The sequence below is a fragment of the uncultured Jannaschia sp. genome (assembly GCF_947503795.1).
In the GTDB taxonomy this organism is placed as follows: Bacteria; Pseudomonadota; Alphaproteobacteria; order Rhodobacterales; family Rhodobacteraceae; genus Jannaschia.
On the sequence record NZ_CANNEZ010000001.1, the window covers coordinates 529,774 to 547,041 of the forward strand.

Genomic DNA, 17,268 nt, shown 5'->3' on the forward strand with positions numbered 1-17,268 from the left:
GTCCCCCCGGAGGCCACCATGACCGACACCGCCTTGCAACAGGACCGCCCCGATCCCGGCACTCAGGGCGTGCGGCGGTTCGGGCGGGTCAACTGGCTGGGCCTGCGCACGTTGGCCGAACGCGAGACGCGCCGCTTCCTTGCGGTCTGGACCCAGACGCTGCTTGCGCCGCTGGTCACGGCGGGGCTGTTTCTTCTGATCTTCACGCTGGCGGTCGGCACCCGCCGCGGCGAGGTGATGGGCGTCAGCTTCCTGCATTTCCTGGCGCCCGGCATCCTGATGATGACCGTGATCCAGAATTCTTTCGCAAACGTGTCGTCGTCGATCGTGATCTCGAAGGTGCAGGGCAACATCGTCGACACGCTGATGCCGCCCCTGTCGGCGGCCGAACTCGTGGCAGGTTATCTCGCAGGGGGGATCCTGCGGGGCGTCGTCGTGGCCGCCGCGATCATGTTGGTGCTGTTCCCGTTCATCGGCCTCGGGGTCGAGAACCCGCTGATGGCGCTGGTCTGGGTCGTGCTGGGCGGCGCGTTCCTCGGGGCGCTGGGGATCGTGGCCGGGGTCTTCGCCAACAAGTTCGACCAGATTGCGGCGATCACGAACTTCATCGTCACGCCGCTGAGCTTTCTGTCGGGTACGTTCTATTCGCTCGAGACGCTGCCCCCCGTGATGCAGGCGTTAAGCCACGCGAACCCGGTCTTCTACCTCATCGACGGCCTGCGTCACGCGGTGCTGGGCGTGTCGGACAGCTCGCCATGGCTGGGCCTCGCTGTGGTCGCGACGGCCACGCTCGCGGTGGCGGCACTCGGCTGGTGGATGTTCCGCACGGGCTACCGCCTGAAATCCTGACGCCCGCGCCCGGCGGGCCCTTGCGGCTGCGCGGGCGTCATCCCACATCCGGATCGACGCCCAATGGCCGGTCGGGTCGTCGCCCCGTTTGCCCGGCTGTCGGATCCAAACTTGTCCATCCTTCTTATCGCGCTTGGCTTCGCCGGTCTCCTGATCGGTGGCGAGTTCCTCGTGCGCGGCGCGGTTGCGGTCGCCGAACGCCTTCGTCTCTCGCCGATCGTCATCGGCATCACGCTTGTCGGCTTCGGCACGTCGATGCCCGAGCTCCTGGCATCCGTGCAGGCGGCGCTCGTTGGCGCGCCGGGCATCGCGGTCGGCAACGTCGTCGGCAGCAATATCGCCAACATCCTTCTCATCCTCGGCGCGGCCGCCGCGATCCGCCCGGTCATTGTCGCGCGGGGCGAATTCCGCCGCGACGGGACGGTGCTCGCACTGGCGACGCTCCTCTGCCTCGCCGCCGTCCTCTCGGGCACGTTGGGGCGCGGGGCGGGACTGGTCTTTCTCGCCGGCCTCGCGGTCTACATCATCCATACGATCCGGACGGGCGCCGCCGAGCCGGCGGACCCCCTGGCCAGCCGCCCGAGCATGGCGACGGCGCTTCTCTGCGTCGCGGGCGGCCTCGTCGCGCTTCTGGTCGGGGCGCGTGCTCTGGTGAGCGGTGCCGTCACGGTGGCTGCCGATCTGGGCGTGTCCGAAGCGGTGATCGGTCTGACGGTGGTGGCGATCGGCACGTCCATGCCGGAACTCATCACCTCGATTCTCGCCGCACGGCGCGGGCAATCGGCACTGGCCTTCGGCAACATCGTCGGCAGCAACATCTTCAATATCCTGGGCATTCTCGGGGTGACGGCGCTCGTCCATCCGCTTGAGGTGCCTTCGGTCATCGCAGGCTTCGACATCTGGGTGATGCTCGGTGCCACGACGGTGCTGATGGTGGCCGCGCTGACGGTCGGGCGGATCGCGCGCGCCCTGGGGGTGGCACTCCTGATCGCCTACGCGGCCTATCTCGGGTGGCTTGTCCTCTCGGCCTGAGCCGTCAGACCCCGAGGCACCAGCGCATGATCGCCTTTTGTGCGTGCAGACGGTTCTCGGCCTCGTCGAACACGACCGAGCGGGGACCGTCGAGCACGGCGTCGGTAATCTCCTCGCCGCGATGGGCGGGCAGGCAATGCATGACGAGGGCGTCCTCCGGCGCGGCGTCCAGCAGGCGTTCATTGACCTGATAGGGCCGCAGGAGGTTGTGACGCCGCTGACGCGAGCTTTCGGCATCGCCCATCGAGACCCAGGTGTCGGTGACGATCAAGTCGGCATCGGCCACCGCGCGGGCGGGGTCGCGCTCGACGCGCATGTCGCGGCCGGCGCGGCGGATCGCACCCATCAGCGCGTCGGGCGGGTCGAGCTGGGCGGGACCGGAGAAGGTGAAGTCGAACCCGAAGCTCGCCGCGGCGTGCAGGAAACTCTGCGCGACGTTGTTGCCGTCACCCATCCAGGCGACGCGCTTGCCCGCGATGGGGCCGCGATGCTCCTCGAAGGTCATGACGTCGGCCATGATCTGGCAGGGATGCGAGCTGTCGGTCAGGCCGTTGATGACGGGGACGGTCGCGTGCTCGGCCATCTCGTGGAGGATGTCTTCGCCGAAGGTGCGGATCATGATGAGGTCGACATAGCGCGACAGGACGCGGGCCGTGTCGGCGATGGTCTCGCCATGCCCGAGCTGCATCTCGGCGCCCGAGAGGACCAGCGAGGTGCCCCCCATCTGGCGGACGCCGACATCGAAGCTGACGCGGGTCCGGGTCGAGGGCTTCTCGAAGATCAGCGCGACGACCCGCCCGTCGAGCGGCAGCTCGTCGTCCGGCGTGCCCTTCGGCCGGTCGCCGCGCGCGTCCTTCATGCCGCGCGCCTGTCCGAGGATGTCGCGCAGGGCGGCGGGGTCGGTGGTGTGGATGTCGAGGAAATTGTTCATCGTGGTCTCCGGGCGGAGAGGCCGGGGGGCTGTCTGCCCCCCGGACCCCCCGAAGGTATTTTCGGCCAGAGGAGTTCAGGCCGGGACGAGGGAGGCGGCGGCGCGGTCGAGACGCGCCACGGCCTCGCGCAGGTCGCTTTCGGTGATGTTGAGCGCAGGCAGGATGCGGATGACGTTGTCGGCGGCGGGTACGACGCAGGTCTCCTGCCCGTAGGCGGCCTGCACCACGTCGGCATTGGGCACCCGGCATTTCAGGCCGAGCATCAGGCCCGACCCGCGCACGGCCTCGAACACGTCCGGGTGGGACGCGACGAGCCCTTCGAGCGCCTGCCGGAAGGTGCCGGACTTGCGCCGGACCTCGGCCAGGAAGGCGTCGTCGGCGACGGTGTCCATCACCGCGTTGCCCACCGCGCAGGCCAGGGGGTTGCCGCCATAGGTCGAGCCGTGGGTGCCCGCCGTCATGCCACGCGCGGCGGTCTCCGTGGCCAGGAGCGCGCCCAGCGGAAAGCCTCCGCCGATGCCCTTCGCGACCATCATGATGTCGGGCGTCACGCCTGCCCATTCATGCGCGAAGAGGCGGCCGGTCCGGCCCATGCCGCATTGGACCTCGTCGAGGATCATCAGCGCGCCTGTCTCGTCGCAGGCATCGCGCAGGCCCTTGAGGCACTGGTCGGGAACGGGGACAATGCCGCCCTCGCCCTGCACCGGCTCGAGGATCACCGCGGCGACGTCGGGGGCGGTCATGGCCTCGGCAAGCGCGTCGTGATCGCCGAAGGGCAGGTGGCGGAACCCCGGCAGGAGCGGCCCGAACCCGGCGGTCATCTTTTCCGACCCGGCGGCGGCGATGCCCGCGGCGGAGCGCCCGTGGAAGGACCCGGTGAAGGCGAGGATCACATGCCGGTCGGAGCCCTGGCTCGACCAGTACTTGCGGGCCATCTTGACGGCCAGCTCGCAGGCCTCGGTGCCCGAATTGGTGAAGAAGCACGTATCGGCGAAGGTCGCGTCGACGAGCTTTTCGGCCAGCGCCTCCTGCTGGGGGATGTGGTAGAGGTTCGACGTGTGCCAGAGCGCGCCCGCCTGATCGGTCAGCGCGCGGGTCAGGCCGGGATGCGCGTGACCCAGCACGTTGACCGCGATGCCCGCCCCGAGATCGAGAAAACGTCGCCCGTCCTTCTCCACCAGCCACGAGCCTTCGCCCGAGACAAAGCTCAGCGGGGCGCGGTTGTAGGTGGGCAGAACGGGGTCGATCATCTCCGTCATCCTTCTGATCCGGCGTGAGCGTCCGGCTTGGCCCGAAGGTCACGCGAAGTCAATTCGCCAGGGGTCCACACGCAAACGTCAGATGACGGTGAGCGGTCGAGAGTGCTTGAACGGGGCCGACACCAACCCGGAGGACCCCATGACCCGTCTCGCCCCCCTGACCCTTGTCGCCGCCCTGCTGGCCGCCCCCGCCTTTGCCGAGGAAACCTGCCCGCTGCCGGCGGATCGCTACGACATGGATGCCGCCGCGATCGACGCGATGTATGACTGTATGTCGGCCTGGATGATCGAGGGCTACCAGTCGGGCGGCGACGAGGTGGCGATGGCCTACCGCGACTGGACGCAGGCCTCCATCCGGCCCGCGGTGGCGGGCGTCCATGGCGAGCGCTTCCTCAACACCTTCGTCAACGAGATCGCCGCCGAGCAGTACCTTCAGTTCGCGGAAGGCGAATTCGAGATGCCGGTCGGATCGGTGCTCGCCAAGGAGATGATCGGCGTGCGCGACAACGGCAATGCTCGCCGGGCGCCGCTTCTGATCATGACCAAGGTCGACGACGCGCCCGAGACCGACAACTGGCGCTATTCGGGCGTTCAGCCGACGGGTCAGGCGCTGCGGGTCAGCCAGTCCTTCTGCCACGACTGCCATGTCAATTTCGACGCCAGCGACTCGATGGGCTACCCGCTCGAAGAGGTGCGTGCGGCCGCGAACTGAACAGACCGAGACGCGCCCACGACTTCGGCCGCCCGTCGGGACATCGTTCCGGTGGGCGGTCGGCGGTGGGGCCGATCGTTCGTCTCATGCGTGAAATGGAGGTCGGGGCCTGTCGTGACAGGCGCACGGCTCCGGGGTGCCGCACCCGTTGGGGCACGGCCGGGATCGGGCCCGACCCCGCCCCGCGCGCGTCACCGTCGCGGGGCCCCGGGGTCGTGGTCTGTGTGGCGCGGGGTGCCACCCCCGCCCCGGTGGTGCCGCGGCGAGACAGGGTATCGGGGTGATTGCTTAACGAAGGGTTCACGCGCCGCCCTCGACAGGCGCGGCGACAGCGGGCAAACCCGATGCCATGTGGCCCCGCACCCGTGCCCTCTCCGTCCATCTGCTGACCGCCACGGGTGCGGTCTTCGCGATGTTCGCCCTTCTGGCGGCAGTCGAGACGGCCTGGTCGTGGATGTTCCTGTGGCTGCTGGCCGCGCTGATCGTGGACGGGATCGACGGGCCGTTGGCGCGCAAATACGAGGTCACGCTGCACGCGGCGCGGTTCGACGGCGTGCTGCTCGACCTCATCATCGACTACCTCACTTACGTCTTCATTCCGGTCTACGCGCTCTACGCCAGCGGGCTGGTGCCCGGCTGGGCAGGCTGGGGCATACTGATCGTGGTGCCGTTCGCCAGCGCACTCTATTTCGCGGATGCGCAGATGAAGACCGCGGATGCCAGCTTCGAAGGGTTTCCGGGCTGCTGGAACATGGTCGCGCTGGTGGTCTTCGTCCTTCAGCCGAACCCGTGGCTGACGCTGATCGCGTCGAGCCTTCTGGCGGCGGCGATGTTCCTGCCGTTGCGCTTCGTGCACCCGGTGCGCACGGCCCGGTGGCGCCCGCTGACGCTGGCGGTGACGGTGCTCTGGATGCTGCTGGCGCTGACGGCGGCCTGGGGCGAGTTCGGGCTGGGATACTGGAGCGGTTGGGTCTTCGCGGCGGCGACGGCCTACCTGCTGCTCGCGGGGCTGGTGCAGCAGGTGCTGGAGCGGCGCGCGCCCTGACGGCGCACCGGGTCAGAGGTCGATCGAGCCGTCGGGATTGAGGTCGGGCAATGGCAGGTCGGGATCGAGCGGCGTCTTCCGCCGGATCACGATGTCCCCGTTGGGCAGGAATTCGGGCGGGTGGTAGGCGTCGAGCTCCGACAGGCTGTCGCCCAGTTCCTTCTGCAACTCCTCCAGAAGCGGCGCGGCATTGCGGGCCAGCCCTTCGAGATCGCGCAGCGCCGGCTCCATCTCCTCCATCAGGCCGTCCATGAAAAGCCGCAACCCCCGCTCCATCAGCGAGGGCGGCTCGACCTCCTGCGCGGCGGCGGGCAGCGTCAGAAGCGCGATCAGCGGAAGGGCGACGAGGCGTGTCATGGCCTCGAAGCTGGGGTGGGACGCGGGCGTGGTCAAGCCGCCGCGGGCCGGTCGGGCAGCTCGAGGATCACCGGGAAGTGGTCCGACGCATCGAGCAACGCCTGTTGCAAAGCCGGATCCCCCGCCGCTTGGGGGTCGTCGTAGGGGTGCAGGATGCGCCACGTCGCGCCGGGCACGAGGTCCGGCGACACCATCGCGAAATCCAGAAGCGCGTTGAGATACCGCTTGTTCACATTGTCCCAGAAGCGCGCGGTGGTCGGGATCGCGGCGCCCAGCCGCGCCGGCTGGGCATGGGGGTCGTGCAGCGCGCCCGCGCCGTCGCCGAGGACGATCTCGACGCCCGAGCGGCCGAATAGCGCTTCGAACCGGTCGAGCCCCGGCCCGTCGTTGAAATCGCCCGCCACGATCAGCCGTGCGCCTTCGGCCAGCCGCTGATCGACGCGGCGGCGCAGCCAGATGCACTGCGCAAGCTGCTTGCGGCGGTTGAGGATGCTGATCTTGAGCGCCTCGGCCCCATCGGTGCCGCGCGTCCCCTTCGACTTGGCGTGAACCCCGATCAGATGCAGCGGACCGGCATCGGTCCCGAGGGTCAGTTCGAGCGGCGGCTTCGACCAGACCAGCTTGTCGGCGCGCAGATCCTGGTCGAGATCGAAGCCGAAGATGCGGTCGAAGCGGGGCGCGTCCTCGGATTCGCCGGGGTCGTGGCGCGCGGTGACGCGACCCGGATCGTAGAGGAGCGCGATCTCCTGCCGGGTGTCGTTCTCGAAGCCGAGAATGGCGGAGCGGGTGCGCAGGCCCGCCCAGCCCGCGAATTCCTCCAAAGCCACGCGCGCGGATCGTCGGAACGACGCGTCGGGGGCTTCGATCACGAGGACCGCATCCGCATCGACGCTCCGCAGCACCGTCGCGATCGCCTCCAGTTGCCGGGCCTTGCTGACCTGGTAGCGCGCCGACCATTCGCCCGTCGCGTCGAGCGTGCCGTCGTCGCGGAACAGCCGGTCGAACCACTCGACGTTCCAGGTGGCCAGCCTCACGCGGTCCCCGCCTGGATGTTCTCCCAGGCGCGGTTGATGGCCACGAGGCGCTTTTCGGCCAGCTTCACGGCCTCTTCGGGCAAGCCGCGGGCGATCATCCGGTCAGGATGGGTGTCGCGCACGAGCTGGCGCCATCGGTCGCGGATCTCGTCCATATCCATGTCGGGCGTGACCCCGAGCACGTCGTAGCAATCGGGCGCTGCGTCGACGACGAACTGCGCCTTGACCGACCGGAAGGCGCGGTCGTCGAGCCGGAAGATGCGCGCGACCCGGTGAAGGAAATCATCCTCGGCCGGGTGATAATCGCCATCGGCCAGCGCAATGTGGAACAGCCCCTCCAGAAGATCGCGCAAGGTTTCGGCGTCGTCCTCGAACATCGCGGCGATGCGCGCGGCGTATTCCTCGAACCCCGCGACGTCGGTGCGGGCGAGGTCGAAGACACGGGCGGCGTTCTCCTCCTCGTCGGGCGGGATGGTGAAGACCTCGCGGAAAGCCGCGACCTCGGAGCGCGTCACGGTGCCGTCGGCCTTGGCCATCTTCGCGCCGAGCGCGATGACGGCGATCGTGAAGGCGACCGAGCGTTCGGGCGGCGCGCGCAGGTAGTCGAAGAGGCTCGACAGGCGTTCGCCGGGCGCGAGCCGCGACAGGGCTTCGAGGATGCGGGACCAGAGCGTCATGCCGCGACCCTAGCGCGCGGTCAGCGTGGCGAGAATGGCGATCTCGGAGAGTTGTTGCGCGGCCCCGAGCACATCCCCCGTCTGGCCACCGATCTTGGCGCGCGCCAGCCGGGCGAGCCCGAACACCATCACGCCCGCCAAGGCCGCCGAAAGGAGGGCCGCGGCGGGCCCATGGATGAGAAGGGCCGCGGCACCGATGGCCAACCCGATCCAGACCGCGCGCGCCTCGGGCACGCCCGCGCCTTTCGAGAGCCCGTCCGTCCGCGCCGCCGTCAGCCACCGCATGAGCGCTGCCATGGGCGCGCGGCTGGCCACGGCAGCGGCGACCGTCACGGCGAACAGCGCACCCTCCGCCGCCGCCTCGGCCAGCAGGAGCCAGCGGATGAGGAGCGACAGGACGAGCGCGATCACGCCATATGCGCCGATCCGACTGTCGCGCATGATCTCCAGCCGCCGTTCGGGGGTGAAGCCACCCCAGACCCCATCCGCCAGATCGGCCAGCCCGTCTTCGTGCAGCGCGCCCGTCACCACGATCGCCACAACGAGCGTCGCCGCCGCCGCAAGGCCCGGCGCGAAGCCCAGGGCCACGACGATCCAGCCCGCGCCACCGGCAAGAAGGCCGACCACCAGGCCCGCCAGCGGCCAGGCCCAGGCGGCGCGGGCCGCGGGATCGGTCGGCGTGCCGCGCACGGGCAGCCGGGTCAGCAGCATCGCCGCCGAGGTCAGGTCGGATTTCACGGACATGTCGCACCTTGACGGCGGGGGGGCGGCTCTGGGCATAGCCGCGGTGCGGCGCCCGGTAAAGACGGGGCCGAGACCAAGACCGGAGCTCCCATGACCGACCTCTCCTCCTTCGCCGCCATCCGCGATGCCCTCGCCGCTGCCCCCGCTCCCGATCGCGCCGCCCGCATCGGGGCCGCCGAGCGCAACGGCCAGCTGACCAAGCCGCCGGGCGCGCTGGGGCGGCTGGAGGACCTGGCGCTCTGGTACGCCGGTTGGCGAGGCGATGCGCGGCCGAGGCTGGAGAAACCCCAGATCCTGGTCTTCGCGGGCAATCACGGCGTCGCGGCCCAGGGGGTCAGCGCCTTCCCGCCCGAAGTCACGGTCCAGATGGTCGCTAATTTCCGCGCGGGCGGCGCCGCCATCAACCAGCTTGCCGACCTCGCGGGGGCGCGGATGGATGTCCATGCGCTCGACCTTGACCGCCTGACCGCCGATTTTACCCAAGGCCCCGCCATGTCCGAGGTCGAGATGGCCGCCGCCTTCGCGACCGGCTGGGGGGCGGTGAACCCCGAGGCCGATCTCGTCGTGACGGGCGAGATGGGCATCGGCAACACGACCGCGGCTGCCGCCATCGCCGCCGCCCTGCTCGGCGGGTCGGGATGGGCCGGTCGGGGCACGGGCATCGACGATGCCGGCCTCGCGCGGAAGGAGGACGCGGTCGCCCGCGCTCTGGACGCCAATCCGGGGCGCACCGGGCTCGAGGTGCTGGCGGCACTGGGCGGGCGCGAGCTTGCGGCGATGGCGGGTGCGATCGCGGGCGCAAGGGCCGCGCGGATCCCGGTGATCCTCGACGGCTTCATCTGCGGTGCCGCCGCGCTCTGTCTTCTGGCCGAGGCCGAGGACGCGCTGGACCATTGCGTCGCCGGCCATCTCTCGGCCGAAGGCGCCCATGCCCGAATGCTGGAGGCGCTCGGGATGACGCCGCTCCTGGCGTTGGGTTTGCGGCTGGGCGAGGGCTCGGGGGCGGCGCTGGCGATCCAGGTGCTGCGCGGCGCGCTCGCCTGTCATTCGGGCATGGCGACCTTCGCCGAAGCGGGCGTCGCCGACGGCTAGCCCGCGCGCGCGTCCCGCTCGGCGACCATGAAGGACAAGGCGTCGGCGACGATCTTCGTCTCGGCGCCCCCGGTCACGCCGCCGATGCCGACGCGGCGCCCGATCCGCCACCACATGCCGGGCACCCAGGCGCGGCCCGTGGGTTCGCGCAGCCGTACGAGGAAGCCGTTGGACGGCTTGAAGCTGAAGAGCGCGCGGTCCACCGACGCGATGTTGTCGAGCGGCGCGATGGGGCGTCCGTCTTCCTGTCGCAGCCCGTCTTCGTCCAGTACGATCCCGATGCTCGACCCGCGCCAGCCGGATTGCGCCAGCACCAGCGCCGCGATCCCAAGCCCCAGCAGGACGACCCGCCAGATCAGCTCGGCGGGCGGAAAGGCCATCGCGATATAGAGCAGCAGGAGACCAAGAAGCACCTGCACCACGAGCCCGAGGACGCGGCGCGGGGCCGAGGGGCGAAGGATATGCAGAGGCTCCGACATGTCAGCCGCCTAGCGCCGATGCCCGGCCCGCACAACGCCTAGATCAGGCCGCGCCACGACAGGATCATCGCGAAGAGGACGATCACGATCAGTACGCGTATCGCCGCCAGCCCGATCAGCGCCGAGCGGTCGCGGCGGCGGAACTTGCCCTCGGGGATTGCGGCGAGGTGGCGGTCGAGCATCGCGCAAGTCGCCTCGATCCGCCGTGGGTCGAGATCGCGGGCCGTGGCCGGGTTCGCCAGCCGGGCCTTGGCGTCCACCAGTTCCCGCCCCTGCGCCAGCGCGGCCCGGGGCAGTCGACCGCGCGCGGCGGCCAGCTTGTCGGCCAGCCGCCCGCGCAGGTGCAACCGCTCGGCCAGGAGGGCCTCGGTCCGTTCGATGCGGGTCAGCGTCGCGTCATGCATGGCGCGCAGCCTAGGCGCGGGGCGGGGCGGCTGGCAATCGGGGCGGGGCGGCGATACTCCGTTTCCATGCTCAACACGATCCGCCACGGCACCCCGACCGACCGCACCCCGCTCCTGATCGCGCATGGCCTCTTCGGGTCGGCGCGGAACTGGGGCGTCGTGGCCAAGCGGCTGTCATCGGATCGTGAGGTCGTCGCCGTCGATATGCGCAACCACGGTGCCTCGCCCTGGTCGGACGAGCATTCCTACGCCGCGCTGGCGGGCGACCTGGCCGAGGTGATCGGCGACCGGCGCCACGATGTTCTCGGGCATTCGATGGGCGGCAAGGCGGCCATGGTCCTCGCGCTGACGGAACCGGACGCGGTACGTCGGCTCGTCGTGGCCGATATCGCGCCGGTGACCTATGGCCACACGCAATCCCATCTGATCGCCGCGATGCAGGCCGTCGACCTGTCGAAGGTCGACCGCCGCTCGGATGCGGTCGCGCAACTTTCCGACGTGCCCGACGACGGCACGCGGGCGTTCCTCTTGCAATCGCTGGACGCGGCCGGGGGGCGCTGGACGCTCAACCTCGACGCGCTCGATGCCGAGATGCCCAAGATCATCGGTTTTCCGGATATCGGCGGACAAAGCGCCGCGCCCGCGCTGTTCCTCTCGGGTGGCGAGAGCGACTATGTCCGCCCCGAACACCGCAACCCGATCCGCGCGCTCTTTCCCGAAGCGCGCTTCGCGAAGATCCCCGGCGCGCATCACTGGTTGCATGCCGAGAAGCCGCGCGAGTTCGAGGCGGCGGTGCGGGTCTTCCTCGACGCCTAGGGCGTCAGGCCCTCGGGCTCGGCCAGGCCGTTCGCGCGGCAGGCGGCGGTCACCGTATTGGCCAGCAAGCAGGCGATGGTCATCGGCCCGACGCCGCCCGGCACCGGCGTGATCGCCCCGGCCACGGCGGCGCAGCTGTCGAAATCGCAATCCCCGACCAGCCGGGTCTTGCCCGCGCCGCGCTCCGGCGCGTCGATCCGGTTGATCCCGACATCGATCACCGTGGCCCCCGGCTTGATCCAGTCTCCGGTCACCATCCTGGGCCGGCCCACGGCCGCGACCACGATATCGGCGCGGCGGCAGACGGCTTCGATCTCCTTCGTGCGGCTATGGGCGATGGTGACGGTGCAGCTGTCGCCCAGCAGAAGCTGCGCCATCGGCTTGCCGACGATATTCGAGCGTCCGATCACCACCGCGTCGAGCCCCGAGAGCGAGCCCAGATGGTCGCGCAGCATCATCAGGCACCCGAGCGGCGTACAGGGCACCATCGCCTTCTGCCCGGTGCCCAGAAGGCCGACATTCGAGATATGGAACCCGTCCACGTCCTTGGCCGGATCGATCGCGTTCAGCACGGCCTCGGCATCGAGGTGGCCCGGCAGGGGCAGCTGCACGAGGATGCCGTGGATCGCGGGGTCGGCATTCAGCTGTGCCACCTTCGCCATCAGCGCGTCCTGCGAGCTGTCCGCGTCCATCCGGTGCTCTTCGGAGTGCATTCCCGCCTCGACGGTCTGCTTGCCCTTGTTGCGCACATAGACCGCGCTTGCGGGGTCTTCGCCGACCAGCACGACCGCAAGGCCGGGCGTCACGCCCGCGGCCTTCAGCCGTGCGACCTCCTCGGCCACGCGGCCGCGAATGGTGGCCGCGAAGGCCTTCCCGTCGATGATCTTCGCCGTCATGCGTCGCTCCTCCGGGGCCCTCGCGCGCCCTCTTCCTCTTGCCCGAAATACCTCCGCCGGAGGCCCGGCGGCGACGGGGGCTCGATGCCCCCGTCGCCGCCCTTCTGCGCGACGGCCCCCGGCCGGCGCAACCGTCGCGCGGCGCTCAGAACAGCCCCTCGACCTCGCCCGCGTCGTTCAGCCGGATATTCTCGGCCGAGGGCACGCGGGGCAGGCCGGGCATGGTCATGATCTCGCCGCAGATGACGACCACGAAGCCCGCGCCCGCCGAAAGCCTCACCTCGCGGACGGGGACCGAATGACCCGTCGGCGCGCCGCGCAGCTCGGGGTCGGTCGAGAAGGAATACTGCGTCTTGGCCATGCAGACCGGCAGGTGTCCGTAGCCCTGGTCCTCCCACGCCTTCAACTGGTCGCGGATCTTCTTGTCGGCCAGCACCTCGTCGGCGTGGTAGATGCGCTTGGCGATGGTCTCGATCTTCTGGAAGAGCGGCATCTCGTCGCCGTAGAGCGGCGCGAAATTCGCCGTGCCTGCATCCGCGATCTCGGCCACGCGGCGGGCCAGCGCCTCGGACCCCGTCGAGCCGTCGGCCCAGTGCTTCGAGATGATCGCCTCGGAGCCTTGGGTTGCGACATAGTCGCGGACCGCCTGCACTTCCGCCTCGGTGTCGCCGGTGAAATGGTTGATCGCGACCACGACGGGAACGCCGAAGCTTTTGACGTTGCCGATATGGCGGCCAAGATTGGCGCAGCCCGCCTGGACCGCCTCGACGTTCTCGGCGCCAAGATCGGCCTTGGCCACGCCGCCGTTCATCTTCATCGCGCGCACCGTCGCCACCAGCACCACGCAATCGGGGGCGAGCCCGGCCTTGCGGCACTTGATGTTCATGAACTTCTCGGCGCCCAGATCGGCCCCGAAGCCCGCTTCGGTCACCACGTAATCGGCCAGCTTCAGCGCCGTGGTCGTCGCGATGACCGAGTTGCAGCCATGGGCGATATTGGCGAAGGGCCCGCCATGGACGAAGGCGGGATTGTTCTCAAGCGTCTGGACGAGGTTCGGCTGCATCGCATCCTTCAGAAGCACCGTCATCGCGCCGTCGGCCTTGATGTCGCGGCAGAAGACCGGCGTGCGGTCGCGGCGATAGGCCACGATCATGTCGCCCAGCCGTCGCTCCAGATCACCGAGATCGGTGGCGAGGCAGAGGCAGGCCATCACTTCGGAGGCGACCGTGATGTCGAAGCCCGCCTCGCGCGGGAAGCCGTTCGACACGCCGCCGAGCGATGCCGTGATCTGGCGCAGCGCGCGGTCGTTCATGTCGACGACCCGCCGCCAGACGACGCGGCGCACGTCGATCTCCAGCTCGTTGCCCCAGTAGATGTGGTTGTCGATCATTGCAGACAGGAGCGAGTGGGCGCTGGTGATCGCGTGAAAATCGCCCGTGAAGTGGAGGTTCATCTCCTCCATCGGGACGATCTGCGCATAGCCGCCGCCGGCCGCCCCGCCCTTCATCCCGAAATTCGGCCCGAGCGACGCCTCGCGGATGCAGATCATCGCCTTCTTGCCGATCGCGTTCAGCCCGTCGCCGAGGCCGACGGTCGTCGTCGTCTTGCCCTCGCCCGCGGGCGTCGGGTTGATCGCCGTTACGAGGATCAGCTTGCCATTCGGGCGATCCTTCACACCGTCGATGAAGCCCTGGCTGACCTTCGCCTTGTCGTGGCCATAGGGCAGCAGGTCGTCGGTCCCGATGCCGATCCCGGCGCCGATCTCCTGAATTGGCTTCTTCTTCGCCGCGCGGGCGATCTCGATATCGGTCAGCGGCATGGCGGTGGTCCTTTTCGCGCGCGGTGGTGCCTGCGCCTACGCCTAAGCGGGGCAGCGCCCGCGCCACAGCCGAAATGCGACATTCCGGTCGGTCCGGGCGTCGCGGCGGGGAGCGGGGCGTCGCCGATCGTCACCCCGCGTTTCCGACCGGCGCCGGGATCACGCTGCCGTGTGACGCGATTTTCATGGGAACCGACCGATTCGTCGCGCGTTAGCCCGCCAGACACATGAACACACCACAGGGGCCGCTATGTCCCCGGAAAGACAAACGAATGACCAGCACCAGCCTCTTCATCCACGCCGGTTTCATTTCGGGCCTCGCCCTCGCCATGATTGCGGGCCTCGCCCTCGGCTGACCCCGGTATCGTTCAGCCGGGCCACACAGGGACGACGACCGTCTCCGGCCCGGCCCCCGGCGCACATGCGTGCGCATGAAGGCGCGCGCCCCGTGAGATCTCAGGCATCCCGCGGGGCGCCGTCGCGTCCGGGGTTCAGGCCCCGGCCCAGGCCCGCTGATCCGGCAGATGCAACCGGAGCCGCCCGCCGCGCCGAAGCTCCCCCTCGCGCTCGACCCAGGCCGTCACGCCGCGCAGCCCCTTGGCCGCGGCCTTGAACGCCCTGCCGTGACCGGGCGCCGCCGCGTCGATCACGGGGGCGGGCAGGTTGCAGGGCCGGTTCTCCATATCCACGACGATCGTCGCGCCGTCCTCGGCTTGAAGCCGGGCGGAGGGCGGCAGGTGCGTGAAGTCGGGGATGCCGCGCAACACGAGCGTCGCGCCGATCCAGGCCGGGTCGAACCGTTCGACGCCGATGTCGGCGGCGATCTGGGCCAGTTCTTCTTCCGAGACGACGGCCAGTTGGCGCACGTTGCGGATCTCGGTGCCTTTCGGATGCTGCGCTGTCACCCGGCTGCAGGACGGGCGCGTCAGCCCGCCATGGGCCTCGTCCACGGGACCCGCGAAGGTCAGCCGCAGCGTCTCACGCGGGGTCGAGGCCAGCGCCGCGTCCCGGTCCGGCACCGTCCCCAGCCAGGTCACGGTGCCATAAATCTCGGTCGGGGCCAGTGCGGGCATCGGGGAACCTCCGGGTCATGCGCCACCGAGATAGCCGTAGGACCGCAACGAAAAAAGGCCCCGGATCGCGCCGGGGCCGTCTTCCGTGTCGATGCGTCGGGTGGACCGGTCGCTCGCCGTCAGGCGCTTGGTTCGGGCTCGGGCGCGATGTCAGGGTTCTTGGGCTTCGGCTTGGTCTTCGGGATCGCGGTGATGCCCGAGCCGCCCGAGGGCAGGTCGTCCTGATCGTCGCCGCGGGTCAGCGCCTCGCCATTGATGACCTTCATGATCTCGGGGCCGGTCAGCGTCTCGTATTCCAGAAGACCCTGGGCCAGCCGTTCGAGGTCGTCGGCCTTCTCGGTCAGGATGCGCTTGGCGGTGTCGTAGCCGGTCTGCACCAGCTCCTTCACCTTCTCGTCAATCTTGGCCTGCGTCTCGGGCGAAACGCTGCCGCCGCCCTGATAGCTGCCCAGATAGGACTGCTGCTCGTTGGCGTAATCGACCATTCCCAGCTCGTCGGAATAACCGAACTGCGTCACCATCGCGCGGGCGATCTTGGTCACCTGCTGGATGTCGGAGGCCGCACCCGAGGTGACGTTCTCCTTGCCGAAGATCAGCTCCTCGGCGACGCGTCCGCCCATCGCCATGGCGATCTTCGAGGTGTATTTCGTCCAGCTGACCGAAAGCTGATCCCGCTCTGGCAGCGACAGCACGAGGCCCAGCGCGCGGCCGCGCGGGATGATCGTCGCCTTGTGGATCGGGTCGTGCTGCGGGACGTTCAGGCCGACGACGGCGTGACCGGCCTCGTGATAGGCCGTCAGCTTCTTCTCGTCCTCGGTCATGACCATGGACCGACGCTCGGCGCCCATCATGACCTTGTCCTTGGCTTGCTCGAAATCCTCCATCGTGACGACGCGGCGCCCGATGCGTGCGGCCATCAGCGCGGCCTCGTTCACGAGGTTGGCGAGGTCGGCGCCCGAGAAGCCGGGCGTGCCGCGCGCGATGATGCGCAAATCCACGTCGGCGCCCAGCGGCGTCTTGCGGGAATGGACGCCGAGGATCTTCTCACGACCCTTGATGTCGGGGTTGGGCACCTGGACCTGGCGGTCGAAGCGGCCGGGGCGCAGAAGCGCGGGGTCCAGCACGTCGGGACGGTTGGTGGCCGCGACGATGATGATGCCCTCATTGGCCTCGAAGCCGTCCATCTCGACCAGGAGCTGGTTCAGCGTCTGCTCGCGCTCGTCGTTGCCGCCGCCATAGCCCACGCCACGCGACCGGCCAACGGCGTCGATCTCGTCGATGAAGACGATGCAGGGCGCATTCTTCTTGGCCTGCTCGAACATGTCGCGCACACGGCTGGCGCCCACGCCCACGAACATCTCGACGAAGTCCGAGCCCGAGATGGTGAAGAAGGGCACGCCCGCCTCACCGGCCACGGCACGGGCCAGCAGCGTCTTGCCGGTGCCCGGAGGGCCGACCAGAAGCGCACCTTTGGGGATCTTGCCGCCGAGGCGCGAGAACTTCTGCGGGTTGCGCAGGAATTCGACGATCTCCTCGAGGTCTTCCTTGGCCTCGTCGATGCCCGCCACGTCGTCGAAGGTGACGCGGCCGTGCTTCTCGGTCAGGAGCTTGGCCTTCGACTTGCCGAAGCCCATGGCCCCGCCTTTGCCGCCGCCCTGCATCCGGTTCATGAAGAAGATCCAGATCCCGATCAGCACGAGGAACGGCAGCCAGAGGCCCAGCGCGGACATGAAGCCGCTCGTCTCCTGGCTTTCGGCGACGATGCGGACATCGTTGTTCAGAAGCGTCTCGGTCACGTCGACATCGGCCGGCTTGATCGTGAACTGCTCGGCGCCGCCGGCCCCCGCGAAGATGATCCGCTCGCCGTCCAGCGTGACCGAGGAGACGGAGCCGCCCTCGACCTGGTTGACGAAGTCCGAATACGGCACCTCGCGCGCGGACATGGCGGAGTTGCCGCCCGAGAAGAGCTGGAAGAGCGCCATGACGAGCACGAACAGCACGACCCAGAAGGCGATATTACGGGCGTTTCCCAAGGGGAGTTCCTCCGA

Annotated in this window: 18 protein-coding genes; 6 read left to right on the forward strand and 12 right to left on the reverse strand. The window is 69.3% G+C overall.

Annotated elements, in window-relative coordinates; genetic code table 11:
• The first annotated feature begins 18 nt into the window (after positions 1-18).
• Together Q0833_RS02765 and Q0833_RS02770 are read left to right on the forward strand one after the other, a co-directional pair.
• A complete protein-coding gene (locus Q0833_RS02765) occupies positions 19-849 on the forward strand; it encodes an ABC transporter permease (protein WP_298430010.1) in 831 nt (276 codons plus the stop codon).
• 111 nt (positions 850-960) lie between these two features.
• Positions 961-1,881, forward strand: coding sequence for a calcium/sodium antiporter (locus Q0833_RS02770; RefSeq protein WP_298430011.1), 921 nt, complete (start codon positions 961-963; stop codon positions 1,879-1,881).
• 4 nt (positions 1,882-1,885) lie between these two features.
• Here the strand turns inward: Q0833_RS02770 and argF are convergent, their stop codons facing one another.
• Positions 1,886-2,812 carry an ornithine carbamoyltransferase gene (gene argF, locus Q0833_RS02775; RefSeq protein ID WP_298430013.1) on the reverse strand — a complete coding sequence of 309 codons (927 nt, stop codon included), beginning with the start codon at positions 2,810-2,812 and terminating at the stop codon, positions 1,886-1,888.
• A gap of 75 nt (positions 2,813-2,887) precedes the next feature.
• Positions 2,888-4,063: an aspartate aminotransferase family protein gene (locus tag Q0833_RS02780; protein ID WP_298430015.1), complete on the reverse strand. Its 1,176-nt coding sequence runs from the start codon at positions 4,061-4,063 to the stop codon at positions 2,888-2,890.
• Between the two features lie 148 nt (positions 4,064-4,211).
• Between Q0833_RS02780 and Q0833_RS02785 the strand changes: the two genes are divergently transcribed.
• Both Q0833_RS02785 and Q0833_RS02790 read left to right on the forward strand, forming a co-directional pair.
• Positions 4,212-4,784 carry a cytochrome P460 family protein gene (locus Q0833_RS02785; RefSeq protein ID WP_298430016.1) on the forward strand — a complete coding sequence of 191 codons (573 nt, stop codon included), beginning with the start codon at positions 4,212-4,214 and terminating at the stop codon, positions 4,782-4,784.
• Positions 4,785-5,133: 349 nt separating this feature from the next.
• A complete protein-coding gene (locus Q0833_RS02790) occupies positions 5,134-5,829 on the forward strand; it encodes a phosphatidylcholine/phosphatidylserine synthase (RefSeq protein WP_298430018.1) in 696 nt (231 codons plus the stop codon).
• Positions 5,830-5,841: 12 nt separating this feature from the next.
• On the opposite strand, the gene Q0833_RS02795 is transcribed toward Q0833_RS02790, so the two are convergent.
• From Q0833_RS02795 to cobS, 4 genes are read right to left on the reverse strand one after another with little or no spacing between them, the layout of a single operon-like run.
• Positions 5,842-6,186, reverse strand: coding sequence for a hypothetical protein (locus tag Q0833_RS02795; RefSeq protein WP_298430020.1), 345 nt, complete (start codon positions 6,184-6,186; stop codon positions 5,842-5,844).
• A 32-nt stretch (positions 6,187-6,218) separates the two neighbouring features.
• The gene (locus Q0833_RS02800; RefSeq protein WP_298430022.1) at positions 6,219-7,220 is read right to left on the reverse strand and encodes an endonuclease/exonuclease/phosphatase family protein; all 1,002 of its coding nucleotides are present in this window, start codon (positions 7,218-7,220) and stop codon (positions 6,219-6,221) included.
• A complete protein-coding gene (locus Q0833_RS02805) occupies positions 7,217-7,897 on the reverse strand; it encodes a molecular chaperone DjiA (RefSeq protein ID WP_298430024.1) in 681 nt (226 codons plus the stop codon). The genes Q0833_RS02800 and Q0833_RS02805 overlap by 4 nt, the downstream gene beginning before the upstream one ends.
• A gap of 9 nt (positions 7,898-7,906) precedes the next feature.
• Positions 7,907-8,641, reverse strand: a complete 735-nt coding sequence (cobS, locus tag Q0833_RS02810) for an adenosylcobinamide-GDP ribazoletransferase (RefSeq protein WP_298430026.1) — start codon at positions 8,639-8,641, stop codon at positions 7,907-7,909.
• Positions 8,642-8,731: 90 nt separating this feature from the next.
• Here cobS and cobT point away from each other — a divergent pair, with 90 nt between their 5' ends.
• Complete coding sequence (cobT, locus tag Q0833_RS02815; protein ID WP_298430028.1) at positions 8,732-9,733, forward strand: nicotinate-nucleotide--dimethylbenzimidazole phosphoribosyltransferase; 1,002 nt, start codon at positions 8,732-8,734, stop codon at positions 9,731-9,733.
• On the opposite strand, the gene Q0833_RS02820 is transcribed toward cobT, so the two are convergent.
• On the reverse strand, positions 9,730-10,212 hold the full coding sequence (locus Q0833_RS02820; protein WP_298430030.1) for a hypothetical protein: 483 nt from the start codon (positions 10,210-10,212) through the stop codon (positions 9,730-9,732). The two genes, cobT and Q0833_RS02820, sit on opposite strands and share 4 nt — an antisense overlap.
• A gap of 38 nt (positions 10,213-10,250) precedes the next feature.
• Entirely contained in the window at positions 10,251-10,616 is a 366-nt protein-coding gene (locus tag Q0833_RS02825) for a hypothetical protein (RefSeq protein ID WP_298430032.1), read from the reverse strand.
• 66 nt (positions 10,617-10,682) lie between these two features.
• Between Q0833_RS02825 and Q0833_RS02830 the strand changes: the two genes are divergently transcribed.
• Complete coding sequence (locus tag Q0833_RS02830) at positions 10,683-11,432, forward strand: alpha/beta fold hydrolase (RefSeq protein ID WP_298430034.1); 750 nt, start codon at positions 10,683-10,685, stop codon at positions 11,430-11,432.
• Here Q0833_RS02830 and folD read toward each other — a convergent pair.
• The 4 genes from folD to ftsH all read right to left on the reverse strand — a co-directional run bounded on the left by folD (position 11,429) and on the right by ftsH (position 17,253).
• Positions 11,429-12,328, reverse strand: a complete 900-nt coding sequence (folD, locus tag Q0833_RS02835; protein WP_298430036.1) for a bifunctional methylenetetrahydrofolate dehydrogenase/methenyltetrahydrofolate cyclohydrolase FolD — start codon at positions 12,326-12,328, stop codon at positions 11,429-11,431. The two genes, Q0833_RS02830 and folD, sit on opposite strands and share 4 nt — an antisense overlap.
• A gap of 145 nt (positions 12,329-12,473) precedes the next feature.
• Positions 12,474-14,147, reverse strand: coding sequence for a formate--tetrahydrofolate ligase (locus Q0833_RS02840; RefSeq protein WP_298430038.1), 1,674 nt, complete (start codon positions 14,145-14,147; stop codon positions 12,474-12,476).
• A gap of 491 nt (positions 14,148-14,638) precedes the next feature.
• Positions 14,639-15,220, reverse strand: coding sequence for a sulfurase (locus tag Q0833_RS02845; protein WP_298430040.1), 582 nt, complete (start codon positions 15,218-15,220; stop codon positions 14,639-14,641).
• Positions 15,221-15,339: 119 nt separating this feature from the next.
• Entirely contained in the window at positions 15,340-17,253 is a 1,914-nt protein-coding gene (ftsH, locus tag Q0833_RS02850; RefSeq protein WP_298430042.1) for an ATP-dependent zinc metalloprotease FtsH, read from the reverse strand.
• Positions 17,254-17,268: the final 15 nt, after the last annotated feature.